The organism is Pseudoalteromonas sp. Z1A8, assembly GCF_011378855.1.
GTDB lineage: Bacteria > Pseudomonadota > Gammaproteobacteria > Enterobacterales > Alteromonadaceae > Pseudoalteromonas.
Window position 1 is genome coordinate 1 of sequence record NZ_WTLB01000056.1, and the last position, 23,409, is coordinate 23,409.

Annotated in this window: 25 protein-coding genes; 12 read left to right on the forward strand and 13 right to left on the reverse strand. The window is 39.4% G+C overall.

Annotation, left to right across the window (positions count from 1 at the left end; genetic code table 11):
- The first annotated feature begins 726 nt into the window (after window positions 1-726).
- Window positions 727-1,305 carry a type 1 glutamine amidotransferase domain-containing protein gene (locus GQR55_RS17020; RefSeq protein ID WP_166421531.1) on the forward strand — a complete coding sequence of 193 codons (579 nt, stop codon included), beginning with the start codon at window positions 727-729 and terminating at the stop codon, window positions 1,303-1,305.
- Between the two features lie 115 nt (window positions 1,306-1,420).
- On the opposite strand, the gene trpA is transcribed toward GQR55_RS17020, so the two are convergent.
- Genes trpA through GQR55_RS17050 form a run of 6 tightly spaced genes read right to left on the reverse strand, consistent with a single transcriptional unit; the run spans window position 1,421 to window position 8,009 of the window.
- On the reverse strand, window positions 1,421-2,242 hold the full coding sequence (trpA, locus tag GQR55_RS17025) for a tryptophan synthase subunit alpha (protein WP_166421532.1): 822 nt from the start codon (window positions 2,240-2,242) through the stop codon (window positions 1,421-1,423).
- Entirely contained in the window at window positions 2,239-3,423 is a 1,185-nt protein-coding gene (gene trpB, locus GQR55_RS17030) for a tryptophan synthase subunit beta (RefSeq protein WP_166421533.1), read from the reverse strand. The genes trpA and trpB overlap by 4 nt, the downstream gene beginning before the upstream one ends.
- 7 nt (window positions 3,424-3,430) lie before the next feature.
- Entirely contained in the window at window positions 3,431-4,795 is a 1,365-nt protein-coding gene (trpCF, locus tag GQR55_RS17035) for a bifunctional indole-3-glycerol-phosphate synthase TrpC/phosphoribosylanthranilate isomerase TrpF (protein WP_166421534.1), read from the reverse strand.
- On the reverse strand, window positions 4,788-5,825 hold the full coding sequence (gene trpD, locus GQR55_RS17040) for an anthranilate phosphoribosyltransferase (protein WP_166421535.1): 1,038 nt from the start codon (window positions 5,823-5,825) through the stop codon (window positions 4,788-4,790). The genes trpCF and trpD overlap by 8 nt, the downstream gene beginning before the upstream one ends.
- Before the next feature lie 11 nt (window positions 5,826-5,836).
- Complete coding sequence (locus GQR55_RS17045; RefSeq protein WP_166421536.1) at window positions 5,837-6,439, reverse strand: aminodeoxychorismate/anthranilate synthase component II; 603 nt, start codon at window positions 6,437-6,439, stop codon at window positions 5,837-5,839.
- A 1-nt stretch (window position 6,440) separates the two neighbouring features.
- Entirely contained in the window at window positions 6,441-8,009 is a 1,569-nt protein-coding gene (locus GQR55_RS17050) for an anthranilate synthase component 1 (RefSeq protein WP_166421537.1), read from the reverse strand.
- A gap of 463 nt (window positions 8,010-8,472) precedes the next feature.
- On the opposite strand from GQR55_RS17050, the gene GQR55_RS17055 reads away from it, so the two are divergent.
- The 5 genes from GQR55_RS17055 (at window position 8,473) to GQR55_RS17075 (ending at window position 12,227) form a co-directional block, all read left to right on the forward strand.
- Window positions 8,473-9,327, forward strand: a complete 855-nt coding sequence (locus GQR55_RS17055; protein ID WP_166421538.1) for a PHP domain-containing protein — start codon at window positions 8,473-8,475, stop codon at window positions 9,325-9,327.
- Window positions 9,324-9,944 (forward strand): L-threonylcarbamoyladenylate synthase, encoded by a 621-nt coding sequence (locus GQR55_RS17060; RefSeq protein WP_166421539.1) that lies wholly within the window; start codon window positions 9,324-9,326, stop codon window positions 9,942-9,944. Before GQR55_RS17055 ends, GQR55_RS17060 begins: the two co-directional genes overlap by 4 nt.
- A gap of 6 nt (window positions 9,945-9,950) precedes the next feature.
- Window positions 9,951-10,787, forward strand: coding sequence for a ScpA family protein (locus GQR55_RS17065; RefSeq protein ID WP_166421540.1), 837 nt, complete (start codon window positions 9,951-9,953; stop codon window positions 10,785-10,787).
- A gap of 305 nt (window positions 10,788-11,092) precedes the next feature.
- The gene (locus GQR55_RS17070; protein ID WP_166421541.1) at window positions 11,093-11,644 is read left to right on the forward strand and encodes a cytochrome b; all 552 of its coding nucleotides are present in this window, start codon (window positions 11,093-11,095) and stop codon (window positions 11,642-11,644) included.
- A 1-nt stretch (window position 11,645) separates the two neighbouring features.
- Window positions 11,646-12,227 carry a YceI family protein gene (locus GQR55_RS17075; RefSeq protein WP_166421542.1) on the forward strand — a complete coding sequence of 194 codons (582 nt, stop codon included), beginning with the start codon at window positions 11,646-11,648 and terminating at the stop codon, window positions 12,225-12,227.
- Window positions 12,228-12,311: 84 nt separating this feature from the next.
- On the opposite strand, the gene GQR55_RS17080 is transcribed toward GQR55_RS17075, so the two are convergent.
- A complete protein-coding gene (locus GQR55_RS17080) occupies window positions 12,312-13,154 on the reverse strand; it encodes a TIGR02285 family protein (RefSeq protein WP_166421543.1) in 843 nt (280 codons plus the stop codon).
- Window positions 13,155-13,293: 139 nt separating this feature from the next.
- Window positions 13,294-13,461, reverse strand: coding sequence for a hypothetical protein (locus tag GQR55_RS17085; protein ID WP_002961566.1), 168 nt, complete (start codon window positions 13,459-13,461; stop codon window positions 13,294-13,296).
- Window positions 13,462-13,831: 370 nt separating this feature from the next.
- Here GQR55_RS17085 and GQR55_RS17090 point away from each other — a divergent pair, with 370 nt between their 5' ends.
- The gene (locus GQR55_RS17090; protein WP_166421544.1) at window positions 13,832-14,383 is read left to right on the forward strand and encodes a dienelactone hydrolase family protein; all 552 of its coding nucleotides are present in this window, start codon (window positions 13,832-13,834) and stop codon (window positions 14,381-14,383) included.
- On the opposite strand, the gene GQR55_RS17095 is transcribed toward GQR55_RS17090, so the two are convergent.
- On the reverse strand, window positions 14,380-15,183 hold the full coding sequence (locus tag GQR55_RS17095) for a hypothetical protein (RefSeq protein WP_166421545.1): 804 nt from the start codon (window positions 15,181-15,183) through the stop codon (window positions 14,380-14,382). The genes GQR55_RS17090 and GQR55_RS17095 overlap by 4 nt on opposite strands.
- Window positions 15,184-15,370: 187 nt before the next feature.
- Here GQR55_RS17095 and icd point away from each other — a divergent pair, with 187 nt between their 5' ends.
- Entirely contained in the window at window positions 15,371-16,639 is a 1,269-nt protein-coding gene (icd, locus tag GQR55_RS17100) for an NADP-dependent isocitrate dehydrogenase (RefSeq protein WP_166421546.1), read from the forward strand.
- Between the two features lie 12 nt (window positions 16,640-16,651).
- Here icd and GQR55_RS17105 read toward each other — a convergent pair whose 3' ends face one another.
- The 3 genes from GQR55_RS17105 to GQR55_RS17115 all read right to left on the reverse strand — a co-directional run bounded on the left by GQR55_RS17105 (window position 16,652) and on the right by GQR55_RS17115 (window position 18,738).
- A complete protein-coding gene (locus tag GQR55_RS17105) occupies window positions 16,652-17,086 on the reverse strand; it encodes a hypothetical protein (protein WP_166421547.1) in 435 nt (144 codons plus the stop codon).
- A 423-nt stretch (window positions 17,087-17,509) separates the two neighbouring features.
- Window positions 17,510-17,716, reverse strand: a complete 207-nt coding sequence (locus GQR55_RS17110; protein ID WP_166421548.1) for a hypothetical protein — start codon at window positions 17,714-17,716, stop codon at window positions 17,510-17,512.
- A gap of 74 nt (window positions 17,717-17,790) precedes the next feature.
- Window positions 17,791-18,738, reverse strand: a complete 948-nt coding sequence (locus GQR55_RS17115; protein ID WP_166421549.1) for a LysR family transcriptional regulator — start codon at window positions 18,736-18,738, stop codon at window positions 17,791-17,793.
- A 117-nt stretch (window positions 18,739-18,855) separates the two neighbouring features.
- Here GQR55_RS17115 and aceK point away from each other — a divergent pair, with 117 nt between their 5' ends.
- From aceK to lepB, 4 genes are all read left to right on the forward strand, one after another.
- Window positions 18,856-20,628, forward strand: coding sequence for a bifunctional isocitrate dehydrogenase kinase/phosphatase (gene aceK, locus GQR55_RS17120; RefSeq protein WP_166421550.1), 1,773 nt, complete (start codon window positions 18,856-18,858; stop codon window positions 20,626-20,628).
- A gap of 64 nt (window positions 20,629-20,692) precedes the next feature.
- Window positions 20,693-21,655 (forward strand): zinc-binding dehydrogenase, encoded by a 963-nt coding sequence (locus tag GQR55_RS17125; RefSeq protein WP_166421551.1) that lies wholly within the window; start codon window positions 20,693-20,695, stop codon window positions 21,653-21,655.
- 103 nt (window positions 21,656-21,758) lie between these two features.
- On the forward strand, window positions 21,759-22,013 hold the full coding sequence (locus GQR55_RS17130; RefSeq protein ID WP_002963210.1) for a DUF2999 family protein: 255 nt from the start codon (window positions 21,759-21,761) through the stop codon (window positions 22,011-22,013).
- Between the two features lie 153 nt (window positions 22,014-22,166).
- Complete coding sequence (lepB, locus tag GQR55_RS17135) at window positions 22,167-22,817, forward strand: signal peptidase I (protein WP_166421552.1); 651 nt, start codon at window positions 22,167-22,169, stop codon at window positions 22,815-22,817.
- A gap of 76 nt (window positions 22,818-22,893) precedes the next feature.
- Here lepB and GQR55_RS17140 read toward each other — a convergent pair whose 3' ends face one another.
- Complete coding sequence (locus tag GQR55_RS17140) at window positions 22,894-23,343, reverse strand: bifunctional 4-hydroxy-2-oxoglutarate aldolase/2-dehydro-3-deoxy-phosphogluconate aldolase (protein ID WP_346774265.1); 450 nt, start codon at window positions 23,341-23,343, stop codon at window positions 22,894-22,896.
- Window positions 23,344-23,409: the final 66 nt, after the last annotated feature.

Consider the following 23,409-nt stretch of genomic DNA (forward strand, 5'->3'; position numbering starts at 1 on the left):
AAATACTAGGCGCTGAGGCAAGCTCACTGACTTCGATGTGATAAATGATAGCTAATCATTTATCAATGAGAGATACAAGGCGCTGAGGTTGTTCACGCGAGGAGCGCAGTTTCTAATTACTTAACTACCCATCATAAAAACTGCGTTTTTAAACGCCAACAAGTTGTGCGTCTACAAGGATAAACATAATGCTGTGCATGAGTTGTAGGCGTTGAGCTTGCTCACGCGAGAAGCGCAGCTTCTAATTACTTAATCACCGAACATAAAAACTGCGCTTTTAAACGCCAACAAGTTGTGCGTCTACAAAAATAAACATAATGCCGAGCATGAGTTGTAGGCGCCGAACTTTCTCGCGCGAGAAGTCAGCTTCAGTATTTAATCATCGAGTGCCAAAGCTGTGTTGTATCTGCTTTATGTAGATTATTCATATTGTCTAAATGATTTACATAGCACTGTGACCCAACTTGAATTAACTCCTTTATTTTCAATGGTTTGTTTTCGGCATGCATTGTGCTTTTTAACTGTGTGTTTCGAATATTATTTTAATAATACTAATCTGCATATATATGGGGTCTATTTAACGTTAAGAAAATCACGCTAGAACTAGGCAATAATTTTTGTATCTAGTTGTTCTAAATGAAAGATTTTTAACGACGTTATAGTGCGATTTAATTCGTTAAATTGCTCAAAGATTTATGCAGGTTGGTATCAAATAAGGAGATCTCAATGAGTACATTACAAACAAGCACGCGTTTACAAGGCAAAAAAATTGCAATTTTAGCCACTGACGGATTTGAGCAAAGTGAGCTTTTATCTCCACGCAGCGCATTACTTGACGCGGGTGCAAATATCGAAATAGTGTCAATTAAAGAAGGTCAAATTACAGGCTGGGACGAGGATAAGTGGGGCGATAAAGTTACCGTTGATAAACTTGTAACGAATACAAGCCCAGCGAATTACGATGCGTTATTGCTGCCAGGTGGCTTGTTTAATCCTGATGCTCTTCGCCAAGACAAAGATGCAAAAGCATTTATTGATGGCTTTTTTAGCGCAGAAAAAAACAAACCCGTTGCTGCTATTTGCCATGCGCCGTGGTTATTAGCCGAAATTAATAAACTGCGCGACCGTACCATTACCTCTTTTCCAAGTATTAAAAGCGATTTAATTAATGCAGGCGCTAATTGGGTTGACCAAGAAGTATGTGTAGATAAAGGCTTAGTAACAAGCCGAAGCCCAGCCGATTTAGAAGCATTTAATGCTAAATTTATTGAAGAGATTTTAGAGGGTAAGCACCAAGCTCACTAAGTTGCTTTTTAAAATGTTTGGATATTGATAAAGCGTTTGATTTTGAAAAAACAAAAAAGGGCATTTTAAATGCCCTTTTTTAATGCGTATAAAAACACGCAGTATTTTAGTTACTTTAAAGCGATGTGGCTGCTTTCATATTAGCTACAAATGCTTTTAACTGAGCGGTCATTGCCGGTAAATCATTAAGGTTAGCTTCAATGATTTTAACCACAGCAGAGCCTGAAATAGCACCGGCTGCACCCGCATTAAGAGCCGCTTTTACATCATCTGGCGTTGAAATACCAAACCCTAAAAGAGCAGGGGCTGCATGGTATTCTTTTAACTTAGTAACAATGTTGCCTGCAGGCATTTGTGCTTTAGTATCGGTGCCGGTAACACCTGCGCGCGATAATAAATACGTGTAACCACGGCCGTAAGAGGCACACTGGCGAAGTGTGTCGTCATCTGCATTCGGTGTTGCGATGAATATTGGGTCTACACCGTTATCCATAGCTGACTTTCTAAACATTTTAGATTCATGCAGAGGCACATCGGCAACTAAAATAGAGTCTACGCCTACGGCTTTTGCATCTTTATAAAATGCTTCAATACCGCGCTTAAACACAAGGTTTGAATACAGTAATAAACCAATTGGAATATCGGCATTATACTCACGTATTTCTTTAATAATATCAAAGCAATCTTGCGTATTAATATGTACATCAAGAGCGCGAATATTCGCTTTTTGAATTACAGGACCATCAGCAATCGGATCTGAGAAAGGAATGCCAAGTTCAAGTGCATCAGCGCCCCCATCAATTAGGCTTTTAATAATTTCTATGCTTTGCTCTTTACCTGGGTCGCCAATTGTTACAAATGGTACAAATGCACCTTGTTTTTGCTCGTTAAGTGCTGCAAACATTTTGCCGTAACGATCCGTTTTTACTTGGCTCATAGCTGACCTCTTTCAGATAGTACGTTGTGAACGTGTGTTAAGTCTTTATCGCCACGACCACTTAGGTTAATTATTAAAATGCTTTCTTCGGTTTGCTCTTCTGCGTACTTAAGAGCGTAAGCTAACGCATGGCTTGATTCAAGCGCCGGAATAATACCTTCGTTTTTAGCAAGCGATTGAAATGCATCAAGCGCCTCGGTATCTGTAATACCAACGTATTGAGCACGACCGGTTTCGTGTAAAAATGCATGCTGAGGACCCACTGCAGGGTAATCAAGACCTGCCGATACCGAGTAAGACTCTTCAATTTGACCGTCGTCATTTTGCATAATATACGTATAAGTACCGTGTAAAATGCCTTTAGTACCTTTACAAATTGTTGCACCGTGCTCATTTGTATCAAGGCCTTTACCTGCAGGCTCAACACCAATTAATTTAACGCTTGGCTCGTCAATAAAATCTGTAAACATACCAATTGCGTTTGAACCACCACCAACACAGGCAATAACAGCGTCAGGTAAACGACCTTCGGCTTTAAGTATTTGTTGTTTAGCTTCTTCACCAATAATTTTTTGATACTCGCGTACAATTGTTGGGAATGGGTGAGGACCCGCAGCAGTACCTAGTAAGTAATGCGCGTCTTGATAGTTTGCTGACCAGTCACGCAGCGCCTCGTTTACGGCATCTTTTAATGTGCCAGAACCTGCTGTTACCGGTATAACTTCTGCGCCCATTAGTTTCATTCTAAATACGTTAGGTTGCTGACGTTCAACGTCTTTCGCGCCCATGTAAATACGACACTTTAAACCTAGTAGTGCACATGCAAGTGCAGTTGCAACACCATGTTGACCCGCGCCAGTTTCAGCAATTACTTGTTTTTTACCCATACGCTTAGTAAGTAGCGCCTGACCAAGTACTTGGTTTGTTTTATGTGCGCCACCATGCAGTAAATCTTCACGCTTTAGGTACAGTTTTACTTTTGGATTTTTAACTAAATTGCGCGTTAAAGTAAGTGGGGTAGGACGACCCGCATATTCGTTTAATAATTTACTTAGCTCAGCCTGAAACTCAGGATCTTTTTGTGCTTTGTTAAATTCGTTTTCTAACTGCTTAAGCGCAGGGACAAGTAACTCGGGTACAAACATACCGCCAAACTCGCCAAAATAAGCTGGATTTTGCATTTTAACCTCAATAATTTCTGATGCTTGTAAAAGCATTATGTAATTTGTTAGGGCACTTTTTACCCGCAGACTCTTCAACGCCTGAGTTTAAGTCAAGGCCTAATGCACCTTTTAAAAGCGCATCTTTAATATTGTCTGGATTTAAGCCTCCAGCGAGCATAAATGGTGTAGTTGCATCACTAAGCACCGACCAATCAAATGCTATACCTGTACCGCCAGCTTGGGTGTCGCTGTGCGTATCGTAAAGATGACGGTCAACGCCTTTTACAGGCGTTGGTAAAGCATCTTTAATAGCTTGGGCTTTCCAAATTTCGCAATCAGTTGGAAGTTGTGTACGCAGCTCAGCAATGTAATCGTCACTTTCTTGTCCATGTAATTGAACTGCCGCCAATTTTAACACACTTGCGTATTGAGCAACTTGCTCAATGGGAGCATCGACAAATACACCTACAAAATTAAGCGGAGCACTTTGGCTAAGCTCTCTTGCGCAATCTAAATCAACATAACGCGGCGATTTAGGGTGAAAAATTAAACCACCGTAAACAGCACCATTTTTATAAGCGGCTTGTGCATCTTGGCTACGTGTTAAACCACATACTTTATTGTCGCCTAAAATAACACGGCGACATGCTTGCTCTAAATCGCGCTCGCTCATAAGTGAGCTGCCAATTAAAAAGCCATCACATAATGGAGCTAAACGTTTTACGTCTTGATGGGTGTAAATACCCGATTCCGAAATAACCACTTTATCCACAGGTATAAGTTTGCGTAGCTTTTCGGTAGTGGCTAAATCGGTGCTTAAATCGCGCAAATCGCGGTTATTAATACCAATAATTTGTGCATTAAGCGCAAGTGCGCGGTGTACTTCTTCTTCATTACTTACTTCGGTTAATACCGACATATTCAGAGAATCGGCAACCGCATGTAGAGCTTTATAACTTTCGTCATCAAGTACCGAAAGCATAAGTAATATAGCATCGCCGCCATAAATTCGTGCCATGTACACTTGGTATTCGTCTATAAAAAAGTCTTTACAGATAAGCGGTTGTTCTACTTGGCTGCGTACAAATTCGAGGTAGTCAAAGCTGCCTTGAAAATATTTAGCATCAGTTAGTACGCTCATGCAGGTGGCGTATTTTTTATAAACCGAGGTGATTTCGGTTAAATCAAATGGCTCACGAATAAGCCCTTTTGATGGAGATGCTTTTTTACACTCTAAAATAAACTGTGTGCCAGGCGCTGCAAGTGCTTTATAAAAGCTACGGCTGGTAGGCACTGCAAGGTGTTTAAAGCTTTCAAGCGGACGCGCGGCTTTACGCTCAATCAGTTCTAATTTTTTATCAGCAACAATTTTGTCTAATACGTTAGCCATGACTTACCTCAATAATTGCATTTAATGTGTTCATGGCCTTGCCTGAACTTAATAATGTATTTACTTGCTGCGCACCTTCTTTTAAAGATTGCGCTTTACCTGTTAGGTATAACAATGCAGCTACGTTAACCACAATGGCGGCATTGTGAGCTTCTGTGCCTTTACCCTGTAAAATAGCGAGGCTTGCATTTGCGTTGTATTGTGGACCTTCACCAGCGAGCTGTTCAAGTGAATAGTTTGCAAGGTCAAAGTCGCTAGGGTTAAGTGTGTACTGTGTAATTTCACCATTGTTAAGCTCAACTACCGTTGTTGGGCCGTGTAGGGCAATTTCGTCAGTCCCCGAGCCGTGGACGATCATAGCGCGCTTTGTGCCCAATGTTTTAAGTGTTTGCGCCATTGGCATACATAACGCCTCGTTATACACGCCTAACAATTGCACGTCAGGTGCAGCTGGGTTAGCAAGCGGGCCTAAAATATTAAAAATAGTACGTGTTTTAAGCGCTGTACGTACGCCCATCGCATGGCGTACACCGCTGTGATAATGCGGTGCAAACAAAAAGGTAAAGTTAGTTTGCTCTAGGCACTTTGCTGCTTGTTCTGGGCTCATATCTATATTAATGCCCAGGGCTTTTAGTAAGTCGGCTGAGCCTGAATTACTCGATACACTGCGATTACCATGTTTTACCATGTTAATACCAGCAGCTGCGGCAACAATAGCGGCTGTTGTGCTTATATTAATGGTGTTTGAACCATCGCCACCGGTGCCACAGCTATCGGCGAGTTGCGCGCTAGTTGTATTAAAGGCAACGGCGTTTTCACGCATAGAGGCCGCAGCGCCTGCAATTTCGTCGCTTACTTCGCCTTTAATTTTAAGGCTTATAAGTAGGGCAGTTAGCTCAATTTCACTCATGTTGCCTTGCATTATTTCATCAAACAGTGCTTTAGAGTCGGCGTAGCTTAATGATTGCCCAGTAATTAGTTGCTCAATAGCGTGTTGAACATTGATGGGCTTTTCTGGTTGTGTACTCATAATGTCCTCTTTTATTTAGCGCGTGTTAGGTAAGCGACGCTTTGCTGAAGTAGCATTGCGCCGTTCGGCGTTAGTATTGATTCTGGATGAAACTGGTAACCCAATGCGTTGTCATCATGATGATAAATAGCCATAGGTATATCTTCATATTGGGCAATTACCTCAATATTGTCAGGCACTTTTGTTGCCATTAATGAATGATAACGTGCAACAGGCATTGTATCTCCCATACCATCAAATACAGGGTGCTCGCCTAAATTAATAATTGAAGACTTACCATGTACGGTTTCACCGGCATGACCGATTACTCCACCATAGCTTTGGGTTAACGCTTGTTGACCCAAACAAATACCCAGCATAGGGAAGTGCCCTTTAGAGAGCTCAATAAGCTCCATCAAACAGCCTGCATCGCTTGGCGTGCCAGGACCTGGCGAAAGTACTAATAGTACTTGACCTTGTTCTTGGCGCATTTTGTTAAAAATAACCTCAGCGCTAATGTTGTTTCTGTAAACAACCAGTTCGCAGCCAAGCATCGTAAGCTCATCAACAAGGTTATATGTAAATGAGTCAAAGTTATCTAAAAAATAGATTTTAATAGGATTAGCTTCACTCATTCTATACCGCCTTGTAAGTAGATTTAATGGCGGTAATAACCGCTTGTGCTTTAGCGCGGGTTTCGTTTGCTTCAGAAATAGGATCTGAGTCAAACACCACACCGGCACCAGCCTGTACATAAGCTATATTATTTTTAACAAAAGCAGAGCGAATAACAATACAGCTATCCATCGTGCCATCGCCCGTTAAGTAACCTACAGCACCACCGTAGCTGCCACGGCGCTTGCCTTCTGTTTGACGTACCAGCTCAGCAGCACGCACTTTTGGTGCACCAACAAGTGTGCCCATGTTCATACACGCTTGATAAGCATGCAGAGCGTCAAGCTCTGGTTTTAAAGTACCTACTACGCGTGACACTAAATGCATTACTTGCGAATAGCGGTCTACTTTTAATAGTTCTTTTGCAAAACGAGTACCTGCAACACTAATACGGGCTACATCGTTACGGGCTAAATCAACCAGCATTAAATGCTCGGCGCGCTCTTTTTGATCGTTTCTTAGTTCAAGCTCAATACGGCTGTCTAGGTCTGGGTTTATTTGCCCATTAGCAAATTTACCACGCGGACGAGTACCCGCTATTGGATATACCTCTACTTGCTGAGATTGCACCGTATATTTAAGTGCTGACTCGGGAGATGCGCCAAATAATGCAAAGTCTTCATCGCGCATATAAAACATATACGGGCTTGGATTTTGTTTTTTAAGTTGGCTATACGCATGTAAAGCGTCAGGGCAAGGCAAAGAGAAGGTACGCGACGGCACTACCTGAAAAATATCGCCATCAACAATATTCTTTTTAAGCTTTACTACTTGCTCACAGTACGTTTCGTCATTTATATCAACGCTTACGTCACACTCGCCGCTTTGCATATCGGCACTAAATTCAGCAGCGTTATCACATAGTGTATTTAAGCGTTCAAGCTCTTTACCAACTTCAAAGCAGTTTGCATGTACGTCTGGCCCGTTAAATACATTACCAATAAGCTCAGTTGTTTGTTTTTGATGATCAATAACCACTAAGGTTTCGGCTAAATAAAATACGTAATCTGGGCAGGTGTTTTCGCCGTCTGGCACGTCACTTAACTGTTCAAAATTTGCCACCATGTCGTAGGCAAATACACCGCCTAAAAACACCGAGAAAGGATTGTTAGTAGTACTTTTAATACTGTTAATACAAGTACGTAATGCGCTAAATGCATTATCGGCAACCAGCTTGCTCGCTTCGTCAATATCATTATTAGCGCTTAAGTACTCAAGCGTTAATGTTGTATCGTTTAGCGTGGCTGTACAGCTTTTAACATTAGCGTGTAAGTAGCTAAGTAATTGTTGCCCGTTATTTGACTTTGCAGTAACGGTTACCGTTTTACCTTGGCATACAATGCGCAGGGCACAATCGACTAAAATTAAACTTTTTACACTGTCTTTAGAATCAATCTCAGCCGATTCAAGCAGTAGTGAGTTAGGCTTATCAAGTGCCGCATATAATGCAAGCGGGCTACTAATATAGTCGCGTACTTGCGTAATGCTTGTTACTTCGCCTGGTGTGGTAGTTATATGACTAAAAATCAAACCTCATTCCCTCAAAAAATTAAACCCCGCAATGCTGTGCAATGCGGGGTTTGAATAACGATATCTAAATTACAAACAGATCATTACCGTCCCGCTATATCAGGCGCCACCACCAACGATGTGTAAGAGTAAGACCGCTATTCATGTTTTTCTGCCTCAAAATTTATTAAATATTTTTAACGTATACGTTTCGTAAAATTTAGTTATAAAAAAACCCGCATAGTTGCGGGTTTTGAATTTTTGTTAGACACGACAATTCATCACCCGATAATTACGAGTGCCACCACCAAATAGTGTTTAAGTTTGAATTGATCATTATTGTTAATTCTTAATGTGTCTGAAAGTGGCTACAGTAAAACGTATCTTATGCTTTTGTGTCAAGTGTTTATTTAAAACAATTTAGTCAAAAAAGTTGTTATACTTACATAAACACCACTAACCCTTAATTTTAAGCAGTTTTCTTTTGATAAAATATGATTTACATAGCCATACCACACATTCAGACGGGCGTTTAACGGTTGAAGAATTATTGCATCGCGCTGTTGATAAAAATATTGATGTGTTTGCTATTACCGATCATGACACTGTGGCGGCAATTAAGCCTGCGCAGCAATTTATTAAAGCTGAAAACTTACCGCTTTCATTAATAACGGGTACCGAAGTGTCTACCAAATGGGAGAGCTTTGAAATTCATATTGTGGGTTTAAATATTGATATTGATAATATTGACCTCACCTCTTTATTATCGGCACAGCAGCAAAAGCGAGAAGAGCGTGCACTAGAAATTGGTGTTCGCCTTGCAAAAAATGGTTTTGATGGCATATACGAACAAGCTAAAGAGCTGGCAAAAGACGCGCAAATTACACGTGCACATTTTGCACGCGCACTAATAGAGCGCGGCGTTGCTAAAAATTTCCCGGGTGTTTTTAAAAAGTACTTAGGGCGTGGCAAAACAGGCTACGTACCAAGTTGCTGGTGCACCATGCAAACCGCTATTGAGGCCATACATGCCGCTGGTGGTGTTGCTGTACTTGCGCATCCAAGTAGCTATCAAATGTCAAACAAGTGGCTACGCAAATTATTAGTAGAATTTAAAAGTGTAGGAGGGGACGCAATGGAAGTTGCACAACCTCAACAGGCGCCAAGCGAACGTCAATTTTTAGGTGAACTCAGCCGTGAGTACGAACTACTTTGCTCGCAAGGGTCTGATTTTCATTTTCCGACAAGCTATTTAGAGCTTGGCAAAAACTTATACCTACCTAAAGATTGCCAAGGTGTTTGGCAAGCTTGGGAAGGACAAGAAGGGGCATTATTATGAGTCAATTATTTCACATTCATCCAGATAACCCGCAACCAAGACTGATCAGTCAAGCTGTTGATATTATTAAGCAGGGCGGCGTTGTTGTTTACCCTACAGATTCGGGCTACGCCATCGGCTGTAACATTGGTAATAAGCAAGCCAAAGAGCGCATAGAGCGCATTCGCGGTATTGAAAAAAATGATAATTTTACGCTAGTTTGTCGTGACTTATCTGAGCTTGCTACTTATGCACGTGTAGATAACCAGCTATTTAGACTTATTAAAAATAATACACCAGGGCCTTATACCTTTATTTTTAAAGGCACAAAAGAGGTTCCTAAACGTTTATTAAACGACAAGAAAAAAACGATTGGTATGCGTGTAATTGAGCATCCAATAGCGTGCGCATTACTTGCTGAACTTGGCGAGCCGCTCATGTCATGTTCGTTAATTTTACCGGGTCAGCAATTTACAGAATCAGATCCTGATGAAATATTAGAGCGACTAGACAAACACGTTGATTTAATTATTCACGGTGGCTACTTAGCCGAGCAAGCAACCACAGTAATTGATTTATCAGAAGATGAAATTAAAATTTTACGTGTTGGCTGTGGCGATACAAGCCCGTTTGAGTAATAACAAGTGAGCGAAAGTACTGCTGATACAAAAAGTAGTGAAAAGCCAGTGCAGCAAAAGCTGCCACTGGCTTTTTTGCATGGTAAAGCGGTTGTAGATAAACCCGAAGATTTATACATTCCACCAGATGCGCTCGAAATAATATTAGAAACCTTTGAAGGCCCGCTCGATTTACTGCTGTATTTAATTAAAAAGCATAAGCTTGATGTGCTTGAGCTTTCTATTTTTAGTATTACAGAGCAGTACGTAAGTTACGTTGAAATGATGACCGAGTTTCAACTCGAACTTGCGGGTGAATATTTAGTAATGGCTGCGTTACTTGCGCAAATTAAGTCGCGCTTATTATTGCCAGTACATGAAGAGCTTGAAGAGGAAGAAGATCCTCGTGCTGAGCTTATTAAACGCCTGCAAGAGTATGAGCTATTTAAAAAGGCCGCCGAAAACCTCGACGATATCCCTCGTGTTGGTCGCGATATTTTTATAGCGCATGCCGCTATGCCAATAAGTGAAGACATAAGTCAAAACCTCCCTGAACTTGAACTTAAAGACTTAATGCTGGCGCTGAGTGATGTAATGGCGCGCGCAAAAACGTTTGAGCATCATCAAATTACTGCAGAAGTACTCTCGACCCGAGAGCGTATGAGCCAAATATTACAGCAATTATCGCAGGCAAAAACCGCAGTAGTATTTAATAAACTGTTTACGCCAAGCGAAGGACGAAGTGGTGTAGTCGTGAGCTTTATTGCTATGCTAGAGCTTATTAAAGAAGGGCTTGTAACCTGCTTGCAAGTAAATTCTGAGAGCTTAATTTATGTCAGCTTAAGTGAGCAATCCACTCTATAAAATTATCTGTTTAATCTCATACCAACCTGCATGAATATTTGAGCAATTTAACGAATTAAATTGCACTATTACGTCGTTAAAAATTTTTTATTTAGAGCAACTAGATACAAAAATTTCTGCCTAGTTCTAGCGTAATTTTCTTAACGTTAAATAGACCCTATATACAAGCAGATTGGTATTATTTGCAAAACTGACTTTAAATATCAAAGTTCTGTGCGTGTACGCACGTAAAGTGTTTGTAAATGTTATTTTCATTTACCTCTTTGCACTATATTGTAACGTCATTGCATTATAGGACGTTACACATGTTTAAAAATACACCTTCATCTTACGGACTTGTCGCCATTATTTTACATTGGCTCATGGCGCTAACTATTTTTGGCCTGTTTGGTTTAGGTTTATATATGGTTGAGCTTACTTATTACGATAGCTGGTATAAAGGCTCGCTCGATTTACATAAAAGCATTGGTATTTCGCTTGTGGCCGTATTTTTATTTAGAATTTTATGGCGTGCTTTATCTACACAACCTAAACCATTAGGTGAAAGTAAAGGCATGAACCAATTAGCGCATACTGCGCATATTGCTATGTATATTATTTTGGCCGTTATTGTTGTTGCAGGGTATTTAATATCAACCGCAGACGGGCGACCAATAGAAGTGTTTACCTTATTTAACGTATCAGCGCTTGATTTTGCTTTTGATGACCAAGCCGATATTGCAGGGAAAGTACATTATTATGGCGCGTGCACATTAATCGGGTTTGCAGTATTGCATGCACTAGGGGCGTTAAAACATCACTTTATCGATAAAGATAAAACCTTAATAAGAATGATCAAACCATTAAAGGATGATTAAAATGAAAAAATTATTAGTAAGCACAGCCGTTTCGGCTGCAATGATGTTATCGGCAACAGCCGCTAATGCAGCTGATTATGTAATTGATACAAAAGGCGGGCACGCATCTGTTAACTTTAAAATTAAACACTTAGGTTACAGCTGGTTATATGGTCGTTTTAATACTTTTGACGGCAAATTTAGTTATGATGCTAAAAATCCTGATTCGTCAAAAATCATGGTAAATATTGATACCACTAGCCTTGACTCTAACCATGCAGAGCGTGATAAGCACTTACATGGTAAAGATTTTTTAAATGTAGATAAATACCCAAAAGCGACATTTAAAAGTACAAGTATTAAGTTTGATGAAGACGGTGAAGAGGCCGACGTAACCGGTGAATTTACGCTGCATGGCGTAACCAACACTATTACCTTTGAAATAGATAAAGTGGGCGAAGGTAAAGATCCATGGGGCGGTTACCGCGTAGGTTTTGAAGGCGAAACCAGCCTTAAACTTAGCGACTACGGTATTGATTACAACTTAGGACCTGCTTCTACTCATGTTGATATTATTTTATCAATAGAAGGCATTCGTCAGTAATAGCATTATTAAATATAAAAACGCCACTTACTGTGGCGTTTTTTTTTGCTTTATAGAAACTTAAATCAAGCAACTTTAGTCTGTTTATTTTGTGCTATTTATGCGCGACTTTAATAAAGGCCTTAAATGTTCAGGTAACCAACGCATAAGTAAATCATTATAAGCCTGCGTTTTTTTAATAACTTTAAGCTGCTTATTAAGAGTAGCAATGTTTTCTGCGCCTTGCTCGTTTTTAGTACAGCCAATAAAACCATAACTTAACGCAGGTGATTCGGTTAATGGACGCTGCGTTAAGTTCTCTTCAAAGTGCATTGATTTAGCTAAATAATAATGCTCACTCGGGTAACCCAGTAAAATATCAATCCGTTTTAAGTTAAGCATATATGTAAGGCTCGCTAAGCTATCGCGGGTGGGTCTTATTACCAAATTGATATTGGGTGTACTGTTTATCAAGGAGTCTATCTCTTGCCCATAAGAGCGGCTCATAGAGACTCCAAGCGTTAGTTTTCTATCTTGTAATAAATCAAGTAGCGATACTTCACTTGAATCCTCAATATTTAGCGCGTCAGCTAGTCGTTTATGCAGCGCAATAGAAGGCGAAAGGCCTGTTGTTGAGCTTTCGTCTGTAAAATAAATGTGCTCTTTTCTGTCATCGTTTTTGTAAAGCGATAATGCACACACATTATGCGAATTATTCGAAAGCTCTTGAATTACTTTACCTGAGGGAATGATCATTCGTTTAAATGTAATAGTGGGGAGTTGTTTTTCAAGAAGTGCAATTATGCTTTCGTCACGGCCTTGATATTGGTACTGACCATTTAAAATATAGTAGGGTGCAAAGTCGTGCGCTAACCAAGTAATAGTTCTTGCATTACTGATTGAGCTCAAACTGAAAAATAGTAAGAAAGTTAAAAATATACGGAGCATTACAACAGCTGCCAGTAATTATTATTGTAAAACTATTGTAACCAATAAAGAGCTAAAAAGTAAAATGCCAGCAACGAGGCTGGCATAATATCTTATCAATAATTGCAATAATAAAAAGGCAATTAAAGTTATGTGTTGCTTAGTTAGCTTTTAGCCACTTAACAAACTGGCGTGCATCACTCGCTTTTTGAAACAATGCATTTTTTAAACCTTGTGTATCACTGAAGATTACACGATGTTTGTTTACTGAAATTGATTGCACTGGATGTGCGATTTGGATCATAGACCCATTATATTTATAAGACATAATAAAACTCACTTTATTCTTGTTATTTATTCTGCGCTATAATTTTATAGCAAATTGCAGTCAATAAATAAACGATGTTGTGTTTAGCTTCATTACAGTGTTGACGATCTTTATGACACTTTTGCGATGATAGTAAAAAATCATCTCGGTATTATTCAAGGGGTTCTCGCCGTACAATAACTTAGCTTTCAAATATACGTTTTGCGGGGCTTACTGGATCAGGGTAAATGGTTAACCGCGGCGGTTTCTTTAAACCAGAGAGGGAAGGTAACTTATATATATATTGTGTGCAAGCTATTTTTGTAAAAATATTTATAATAAATCTTATCAACCGCTTACAAAGCCCATTTTTAGTTACCAAAGGATAAGTATGAATTACCTAATAGTGAGTGATATTTATGGTGTAACACCCACTTTAATGAGGTTGTCAGAAGTAATTAGCGCAAATATGGCTATTATTGACCCCTACAGTGGTAACTATCAACCTATTGAAAATAAACAAAATAGTTACGATAACTTTATGCAGCAGTGCGGTCATGATGAGTACACTGCTAAAGTTCAAAAATGCTTTGAGAACCTAACCGTACCAACTATCTGTATTGCGTTTAGCGCGGGAGCAAGTGCGGCATGGCGGGCGCAGTTATTAACAGGCAATACACACCTTAAAAAATTAATTGGCTTTTATCCGTCGCAAATTAGACATAATTTAAATTTAAGCGCAAAAGTACCCTGTGAGTTCATATTTCCAGCAAGTGAGAGTCACTTTAATGTTGATGAAGTTATTAAAGCTTTAAGCACCAAAGCGGATGTTAAGTGCTATAAAACCAATTTTTTGCATGGTTTTATGAACGAGTACTCAACCAATTTTAATGCGCAAGGGCTGGTTGAATATAGTAACTATATAAAACAGAGCCGCTTTTAAAGCGTGTTTAACTGCTCTTTATTAATATCAGGAAAGTCAGTACGAGTATTATATTTTGCATAGAGTGTTGTAAAAACGCTACTACCGGATAGCTTATCTAACTCTTTTATAAATGTTTTAGCATTTGAGCGAGCGGGTCTACAGCATACTTGATACTGTTTTATTATACCCGAGACCGATAACCCTTGTTTTTGTAGCTCTAAATCAGCCTGTGCAAAAAAAGCTGCACCAGTCCAATAAATACGTTGTTGGGCGCGTTGTTTCCACATATCAGCAGAGAGCTCATTAAGTGGCTGTGTTTTAGTTTTAGTTTGCAGGCGGGCACGGTCAAATCCTGCATTTAAACGTTGTACAAACTGTGGCTGGGTAATTATACCGCTGTCACGCATTATTACGTTTTGCATATAACTGGCAAAACCTTCACTTAGCCAAAAGCCAGAGTAAGGAAGCAGCGGTAAGTATAAATGCGAAAGTTCATGGTATAGCGTCCAATCTTTAGTGAATGCATTTAAACTGGCGTAGCGATCTATATGTAGCTCAAGCCCATCGGGGTTATTGCGCTTAACTGTAGCCCAAGGTACAGGCTCAAAAGCAACGTATTGTGGTTTTAAATAAATAGGCAATGTGGTTTGTTTTAAAGGCCCCAGTGTATTTTGTGTTTTTTCAACACTTTGATTAACCCATGTAGACACTGTTTTTTGAGCATTACTTGAGAGTGAGTTAAGGTTATGTATTACCACTTCAACGGCTAACGCGTTAAAAGAGCTGATTGATAGTAGCAGTACAAAAAAGAATCTCATTAAAGTGCTCCGCTGTAATTAATAACTGGTACGAAAATTCTAATATACAAGACCAACTAAATGGATAAATAATCACGCCTAATTCTTTATTTTTTAAAATGATAGTAACTATAAAAGTACAAATACAGACACTCCTAGCTAAGCATGGTTTAATCAATTAATCGTTATTTTAAGTTAGGTTTTAGCCATGACGTATCAGCATATTCAAGTTCCTGAGCACGGCCAAAATATCACTATTAATGCACAAGGACATTGGCAAATACCGTTAGAACCTATCATTGCCTTTATTGATGGCGATGGCGTGGGGCTAGATGTTATGCCGGTAATGCGCCATGTTGTTGATAGCGCCATTACTCACTGCTATAAAAAGGATAGGAAAATTCATTGGATGCAGGTTTATAATGGCGAGCAGGCGGCAAAGCTGTATGACGGTGACTGGTTTCCACAAGAAACAATTAACGCGGTACGTGCCTGTAAAATTGCCATAAAAGGGCCGTTAACCACACCACTGGGTGGTGGTTTTAGATCGCTTAATGTAGCACTCAGGCAAGAAATGGATTTGTTTGTAAATATGCGCACCATAAAAGGTTTTAGTGCGCTCCCTTCTCCTTTAAAAAATCCATTTTTAACAAACATAACAGTACTTCGTGATAGCAGCGAAGACGTGTACTCAGGTATTGAGTGGCAAGCAGGCAGTGTAGAAAGCGAAAAAATGCTCGACTTTTTATGTGAGGAAATGGGGGTAACCCGCTTAAGGTTTTCACAAGAGTGCGGAATTGGTATTAAAAATATATCTAAAGAAGGCTCTGAGCGATTAGTGCGTTATGCCATTAACTATGCACTTAAGAACGATAGTGAATCTCTAACGCTAGTACACAAAGGTAATGTACTTAAATTTACCGATGGAGCATTTAAGCGTTGGGGGTTTGCACTTGCTCAAAACGAGTTTAATGCCACTGCACATGAAAATGGGCGTTGGCTGCAAATAGAGCGAGCACATCAAGCGCCCTTAATTATTAAAGAAGTCATAGCCGATAACATGCTGCAGCAATGTTTAATGCACCCAGAGCAATTTGATGTAGTGGTAACTACTAACCAAAACGGCGACTTTTTAGCTGATATGCTCAGCGCGCAGGTTGGTGGTGTTGGCATAATGCCTGCTGCAAATTTAAATAACGATGTCGCATTTTTTGAGCCCACACATGGCACGTTTGAGCGTATAGCAGGGCAAAACAAAGCAAACCCAAGTAGCAGTATTTTAAGTGCAGTATTAATGCTTAAATTTATGGGGTGGGAAGAGGCTGCATTACTCATAGAAAATGCCTTAGAGCAAACATTTAAAAGCGGTGAAGTAACCTTTGATTTAGCACAAGAGCACACAAATAACTCAAGTATTCATAACTCGATAACCTTAACTTGTACTGGCTTTGCAAAGAAGGTTATCGATCACTTTTAAATACATCCATTATTAAGCTGCTGAGGCTGTTTTTACTCTGTGCATACAAGAGCGGTTAGTTAACTGCGCTGCACGATGGTAAATCTCATGTGCTTCAGGTTCATCGCACTGCGTACCACTAAGCGTATCCATTAAAGCTACAACAATAATTGCAGGAACCTGGCAGCAATATTCGTCTAAAACGGCTTCTGTAGTTTGTGCATCAACATGGCAAAGCGGGTGGTTTTTAAGTTGGTATGCGTTTAATAATGTATCAACTTCTAATACATCATCTGGTTGATGTTTTGTTTTACGGCATTTACAACCAAACTCATCAACTAAAGTAGCTAATGCTTGGTAAGTTTCAGTGGTGTTAGCTTTAGTGCATAACTGCTCTTCAATGAACTGATGCAAGTTAGCATCGATGAATAATCCGTCTTGTCGTGTGAAAGTTGCTGTCGTTGGCATAATAATTACTCTTAGTTTGTTGGCTTAACTTCACTCTAGCGCTAAGTGTATTATTAATGAAATTGTTGTTTTCAATAACTGATATTGATTTTATCAATAGTAAATTTAATAGCTAATAAAACGCAGAAAACAACCTTAAATAATGCCAATTAATTTGGTGCAAAGTCGTGAGAGTGTGCACAAAACTGGAACAAAGGGAGGAGTTGAGGAATAAAGAAGGATTCTTAGTTAATTGTTTTTATTAGATTTTAATTTTTTAGTGAAGTTGGTACTAAGCTTGCTAATAATACACTGTAGGTAGATTCCTATATCGACGATTTCCAAAAGCGCCACGGTATTTTCCCAAAGTTGAATACCATGGCGCTTTTTTATTTTTCGAGTGTATTTTATTTAGTCGTAACAATGGCAATAAAATTAGCAATGTTAAATTTTAATAAAGTAGGGAATTGCCACTAAAATAGCGCCTACAATAAGCAGCATACTTACACTGGTCATAAAGTACGGAAACACTAATAACGACAAACCAATACAAAATGGCACTACGGCTTTTTTTCTTCGTCCGTAAGTAAGGTAGCCAATACCTATGCCGCCAAACAAAACACTCCACGCAATTATTGATGCACTATCCATTTATTCTCCATTTGCAGCTATTGTATAAAACCGAGTATATGTGAAATACATAACACAACATTTCAGCATTTAATTTATCTGTCCGCAATTGTTTTAGCAAATGCTAATAACTCACGTCTTAACCATTGGTGCGCAGGGGCATGGTGCAGCAGTGGGCTCCATATCATTTTCACCTCAATAGGCACTATTTGAAATGGCACCGGGCTGATTACTAAATCAGTATGAGAAGTTAATAACTTAGCTTGCCTGCGCGGTAGGGTGGCAATAAGTTCCTCTGATTGGCAAAGCAGGCTTGCAACCATGTAGTGGCGAGTAAAAACACGTATTTTACGGGTTTGTTCGAGTTGCCAAAGCGCTTCGTCTACCCAGCCTAATTTTTGCTTTCCCGATTTATTAGTAACAGCAGCCTCTGGCCCCCAACCTGCACGGTTTACCCAAATATGTTCTTTTTTTAAGTAGTCGTCTAACCCTGAACGTTGTAAAAATGTATTTTTAGGATGCGTTAAACAACAGTAGTTATCGCGCCAAACACTGGCTTGATGAAACGAGCGTGGTAGGCCATTAAAGCGGTTTATGGCTAAATCTATAGTGCCTTTTTCCATGTCTTGCAGGTTTACGTCGCTTGGGCTTAATACATCAAAATTAATACCGGGGTTTTTACTTAGCTGCGCGGTTATAAAAGGGGCTATTAAGGTTGACTCTATGTAGTCGTTTGCCATTATTCTAAACGTAACTTCAGCCGTTGCAGGGTTAAATTGCTCACTAGGCTGCGTAATAGCTTCGGCCATTTTTAATAGCGCCTCAACCTCAGGCTTTAATGCAAGTGCTTTAGCTGTTGGCGTCATTGATCCTGCGGCACGCACAAGTAGCGGATCGTCAAATAAATCGCGCAAACGCTTTAATGCGTTACTCATAGCAGGTTGCGTAAGCGCGAGCTTGTTAGCCGCTTTCGACACACTTTTTTCATCAATGAGCACGTTTAAGTACACTAATAAGTTGAGATCGACATTACGTATATTCATATGATCAATTTTATTTATATGCTTTATTAATTATCTAAATTAAAGCCTGCTTGCTAAGGTGTAAACAATTAATAAAAAATAACCGCCATAACTGGCATCAATATAAGTGCTGTATTTATGCAAAATAGGCTAACAAATCAATCTAATAATGCGCTACAACACGTTGTAGCCAGTAAGCTTGCACGATCTATTTTTGCTGGATTTGAGGCGATGTTTTCGCAATTTTTAAATATTACATTGGGTGCACAAAGCCGTTTTGAACAACAAAAATACCATGATGTACAAAGCGCTATGCGTGAGCGTTTACAAGTGTATGAGCGCGAAGTGAAAAATGTAAGTGAAGCAGTGCGAGTTATTGCTTACGCTGAACTTACTTGTCCGCAAACGTGGCAATTAGCTAAAAATATTTACGGCGATATGGTACAAAATCACGAAAATAAACCTATTGCGCATACCTTTTTTAACTCAACGTTTGGCGCAATTTGGGATGATAAAAAAATTCGTACTGTGCATTTGTTTGTATTAAAAGCAAAGTATCGCAGTGAGCCACGCTCTTATGAAAGCTTAGTGAGCAGGATATCGCTACAAAACGGGTTTAATAACGCCGTTAAAACGCTTATTACTAATCAAGTATTTAGAGTGCCATTTAGTCAGTTAGCGAGCGATGTAGCCACGTTACAAAGTACATTAATGCAAGGTGCTAAACAGCAATGCAAACAGGTGTACGAACTTATAAATTTAAACGACGGGTATATTGAATACGCCAACTCATTATTTTTTAGAAACAAAGCCTGTTATTTAATAGGGCGCTGCATTGCTAAAAATGGCGACAATATGCCCTTTGCTATCGCTATTTTAAATACTGATGAGGGGCTAAAGCTTGATGCTGTAATGATGGGCGCCGACCAATTAAGTTTATTATTTGGTTTTGCGCGCACGTATTTTATGGTTGATACCGACCAGCCTGCTCGTTATGTAGATTACTTAAGCGTGCTAATGCCGCACAAACAACGCTTTGAATTATTTAACGCGATTGGTTTCATAAAGCACGCCAAAACTGAGTTTTATCGGCACAAGGTTGATACGACTAAAAATAGTCCAGCCAACTTTAAATATGTTACAGCACCAGGGACGCCGGGTATGGTAATGCTGGTCTTTACTATTGAAGGGCTAGATTACGTATATAAAGTAATAAAAGACAAATTTAGCGCACCAAAAACAGCCACTAAAGCACAGGTGAAAGAAAAGTATAACTTTGTAAAACAAGCCGATAGAGTTGGTCGTTTGGTAGATACGCACGAATTTAGATATTTAGCGTTTGATTTAAGCCGTTTTAGCGACGAGCTGCTTGAGCAGATGAAAAGCCAAATTGGTAGCAGTATGGTTATATCGGGCAAGGCACTTATTTTAAAGCACGTTTACGTTGAGCGTAAAATGACCCCGCTTAATTTATATATTAACCAATGCGATAACAAAACCTTAGAACGAGTGATGCATGATTATGGTAAAGCAATTAAAGAGTTAGCCGGCGCTAATATATTTCCGGGCGACATGCTAATGAAAAATTTTGGCGTAACTCGATGGGGGCGAGTGGTATTTTACGACTTTGACGAAATTTGCCCACTGACCGATTGCAACTTTAGAGAGGTGCCACAAACCCAAAATGCACTTGAAGAGCTAAGTAGTCACTCGTATTTTGATATAGCCGAAAATGATATATTTCCGAGCCAATTTAAGGTGTTTTTTAGTGCTAACGAACTTGCGTTTAACTATTTTAATAACGAGCACAGTCATTTGTTTTTAGCGACATTTTGGCAATGCTGTCAGCAACAAATATATAATGGTTATCTACCCGATGTTTATCCTTATAAACAAAGTTGGCGATTTTGAGGTTGTTTGAATCTGTGTTCATCCCCATCTATATGTTATTACTGTTTTTAAACTTGGAGCGACAATGAAATATATTTCTCATGAAGATGGCAATCTTGCATTCAGTGAAACCGAAAAACCGGTTTTAAAGAGCCATGAAGTACTCGTAAAAGTAAAAGCCATAGGTGTAAACCGTGCAGATAGCATGCAGCGTCAAGGAAAATACCCGGCTCCTGCGGGAGATAGCCCAATTTTAGGTTTAGAATGCGCTGGTGTAGTTAGTGATATTGGCGGTAAAGTTGATAGAGTTTGGCTTAATAAACGTGTTTTTGCTTTGTGCTCAGGCGGCGCTTATAGTGAATATGTAGCCGTTGATGCAAAGCAGCTTATGGAATTACCCGATGATGTAACAATGGCTGAAGGCGCAGCAATAAGCGAAGTGTACCTAACAGCATTTGGCGCGTTATTTGAGCTTGGTAAATTGCAAAAAGGACAAACAGCACTTATTCATGCAGGTGCGAGTGGCGTAGGCGGTGCAGCAATTCAAATGGCTAAAAGCGCAGGTGCTACCGTGGTTATTACCGCAGGTACGGATGACAAATGCCAACACGCAAAAGAACTCGGTGCTGATCATGCAATTAACTACAAAACTACCGACTTTGTAGAATACATGAAAGCAAATGAGTTAACAGCAAATGCAATTGTAGATCCTGTTTCGGGCAGTTACTTAAATAAAAATGCTGCTATTGCAGCGATGGATTGCCAAATTGTGATGCTTGCATTTTTAGATGGACGTTTTGCTGAGGTTGATTTTGCCGCGCTTTTACGCAAACGTATTTCGTTTCATGCATCAACGCTTAGAAATCGTAGTATTGAGTTTAAACGCCAGGTGCGCGACGACTTTGTAGCGCGTTTTTACAATGATATTGCTACTAAAAAGTACGACTTTAACCTGTATAAAACATTGCCATGGGGCGAAGCAAGCGAAGCTCACGCTATTTTAGAGCGTAATGAAAATGCAGGAAAAGTGGTTTTACTTGTAGAATAACCATGAGATGTAACACTGGGACGTGTGTTGACGTTGTTAATGCATGGCTCAGCTAATATAATTTAGTAAATATAAAATACGTACAAAACACACAAGGTTAAAAATGAACCCAATACTAGCAATACTTAAAGAGCACAATGTAAGCGATGAAAAAGTAAAAGCATTGTTTGAAGCGTTTACTCAAAACCCAATGATGGCAATGGCGCTTGTTCAAGAGCTTGGTATTCCGCCAGAAAAGCTACAGCAACTTATGGCAGTCGTGATGACGCAACCGCATCTGATCAAAGAAGCGACTGACGAACTTGGTTTGGATTTTGAAAAAGTAAAAGAAGCAAAAGAAAAACTAAATCAACAGTAATTGATAATCTAATTTTCAGATTGATCATATAGCAAGGTAAGCAACTACCTTGCTATACCCGCCGTAAACCTCACACTTTTTGTTACACTCTACATTGAACTTGCTCAGTATTTAGTTAGTCATAATAATACTTAATTAACGCAGGGAAATAATATGAAACCGCTTTATAAGTTTTGGAAAAATAACCGCTCTCTTATCGTATTTATTGCACTGATGAGCGTATTTAGAAGCGCTGTTGCCGATTGGTACGAAGTGCCAACAGGTTCAATGAAGCCAACCATTCAAGAAGGCGACAGAATACTTACGGATAAAATGGCTTACGATATTCGAGTCCCATTTACGCATATAAAACTACTTAAACTAGCGGACCCACAAACCGGTGATATTATCGTTTTTGACTCACAAGCTGCCGATAACCGTTTAATTAAACGTGTAATAGGCGTACCAGGAGATACCGTCGCGCTTGAAAACAACGAGCTCATTATTAATGGTAAAAAACTTAATTATGCAGATCAGCGAAGCAACATAGACTCGCTTGATAAAATTGAAGATTTAAACGGATTAGAGCATTCGATAAGAGTGGCAAATATTCCTTCACGTTTATCGGGATTTGATGCAATTACAATTCCTGATGATTATTATTTAGCAATGGGCGATAACCGCGACAATAGCGCTGACTCGCGTGTAATAGGTTTAATTCCGCGTGATGAGTTATTAGGAAAAGCAGAGCGCGTTTTAGTGTCACTTGATTACGATAACTATTACCTACCAAGAAAAGATCGCGTATTAAAAAAATTGAATTAGGTAATAATTAATTTTTAGAGCGACCAATCAAATTTATGAGCGTATATTTAACTATTTTATAAATAAAGTAAACTGCCTATTTAGGCAGTTTACTTATATAATTTTTTACAAGCTTAGTGAGATCACTACGTTCTTGTTCAGTATTTAATACCTTACAAAAATCGCCACTGACTGCAGCGCCACAAGCGCCTGCTTCAAACCATTGTGATAAATTATCTAAATTCACACCACCAACAGGCATTAGTTGCGCCTCTGAAAATGGGCCTGTTAATGCTTTAAAGTAACCAACGCCCATACTGCCGGCAGGAAATACTTTAATAATATCTGCGTTATATTCAATTGCATTTGCTACATCGGTAGGGGTTAGTGCGCCCATTAATACTGGTAAACCATGCTGGTGGGCAAGTTCGACAACTGATTTGTTGGTATTTGGCGTTACAATAAACTGTGCACCCGCATCAATTGCTTTCTGGGCAAGAGTGGTATTTATTATTGTGCCCGCACCAATGAGCTGTCTCTTATACACAAATCCCTGCTAAGAAATTAGCGGGGATTTTTTTGAACTAAATCTCAATGTCATGATCAGATCTTC

What these genes read in the sequence shown, in the direction of transcription:
- icd (WP_166421546.1), top strand. Translation starts at nt 15,371, where the DNA reads ATGACGTATCAGCATATTCAAGTTCCTGAGCACGGCCAAAATATCACT.
- GQR55_RS17070 (WP_166421541.1), top strand. Translation starts at nt 11,093, where the DNA reads ATGTTTAAAAATACACCTTCATCTTACGGACTTGTCGCCATTATTTTA.
- GQR55_RS17090 (WP_166421544.1), top strand. Translation starts at nt 13,832, where the DNA reads ATGAATTACCTAATAGTGAGTGATATTTATGGTGTAACACCCACTTTA.
- GQR55_RS17115 (WP_166421549.1), bottom strand. Translation starts at nt 18,738, where the DNA reads ATGAATATACGTAATGTCGATCTCAACTTATTAGTGTACTTAAACGTG.
- trpA (WP_166421532.1), bottom strand. Translation starts at nt 2,242, where the DNA reads ATGAGCCAAGTAAAAACGGATCGTTACGGCAAAATGTTTGCAGCACTT.
- lepB (WP_166421552.1), top strand. Translation starts at nt 22,167, where the DNA reads ATGAAACCGCTTTATAAGTTTTGGAAAAATAACCGCTCTCTTATCGTA.
- aceK (WP_166421550.1), top strand. Translation starts at nt 18,856, where the DNA reads ATGCAAAATAGGCTAACAAATCAATCTAATAATGCGCTACAACACGTT.
- GQR55_RS17020 (WP_166421531.1), top strand. Translation starts at nt 727, where the DNA reads ATGAGTACATTACAAACAAGCACGCGTTTACAAGGCAAAAAAATTGCA.
- trpB (WP_166421533.1), bottom strand. Translation starts at nt 3,423, where the DNA reads ATGCAAAATCCAGCTTATTTTGGCGAGTTTGGCGGTATGTTTGTACCC.
- GQR55_RS17075 (WP_166421542.1), top strand. Translation starts at nt 11,646, where the DNA reads ATGAAAAAATTATTAGTAAGCACAGCCGTTTCGGCTGCAATGATGTTA.
- GQR55_RS17125 (WP_166421551.1), top strand. Translation starts at nt 20,693, where the DNA reads ATGAAATATATTTCTCATGAAGATGGCAATCTTGCATTCAGTGAAACC.
- GQR55_RS17095 (WP_166421545.1), bottom strand. Translation starts at nt 15,183, where the DNA reads ATGAGATTCTTTTTTGTACTGCTACTATCAATCAGCTCTTTTAACGCG.
- GQR55_RS17105 (WP_166421547.1), bottom strand. Translation starts at nt 17,086, where the DNA reads ATGCCAACGACAGCAACTTTCACACGACAAGACGGATTATTCATCGAT.
- GQR55_RS17045 (WP_166421536.1), bottom strand. Translation starts at nt 6,439, where the DNA reads ATGAGTGAAGCTAATCCTATTAAAATCTATTTTTTAGATAACTTTGAC.
- trpD (WP_166421535.1), bottom strand. Translation starts at nt 5,825, where the DNA reads ATGAGTACACAACCAGAAAAGCCCATCAATGTTCAACACGCTATTGAG.
- GQR55_RS17130 (WP_002963210.1), top strand. Translation starts at nt 21,759, where the DNA reads ATGAACCCAATACTAGCAATACTTAAAGAGCACAATGTAAGCGATGAA.
- GQR55_RS17110 (WP_166421548.1), bottom strand. Translation starts at nt 17,716, where the DNA reads ATGGATAGTGCATCAATAATTGCGTGGAGTGTTTTGTTTGGCGGCATA.
- GQR55_RS17060 (WP_166421539.1), top strand. Translation starts at nt 9,324, where the DNA reads ATGAGTCAATTATTTCACATTCATCCAGATAACCCGCAACCAAGACTG.
- trpCF (WP_166421534.1), bottom strand. Translation starts at nt 4,795, where the DNA reads ATGGCTAACGTATTAGACAAAATTGTTGCTGATAAAAAATTAGAACTG.
- GQR55_RS17085 (WP_002961566.1), bottom strand. Translation starts at nt 13,461, where the DNA reads ATGTCTTATAAATATAATGGGTCTATGATCCAAATCGCACATCCAGTG.
- GQR55_RS17080 (WP_166421543.1), bottom strand. Translation starts at nt 13,154, where the DNA reads ATGCTCCGTATATTTTTAACTTTCTTACTATTTTTCAGTTTGAGCTCA.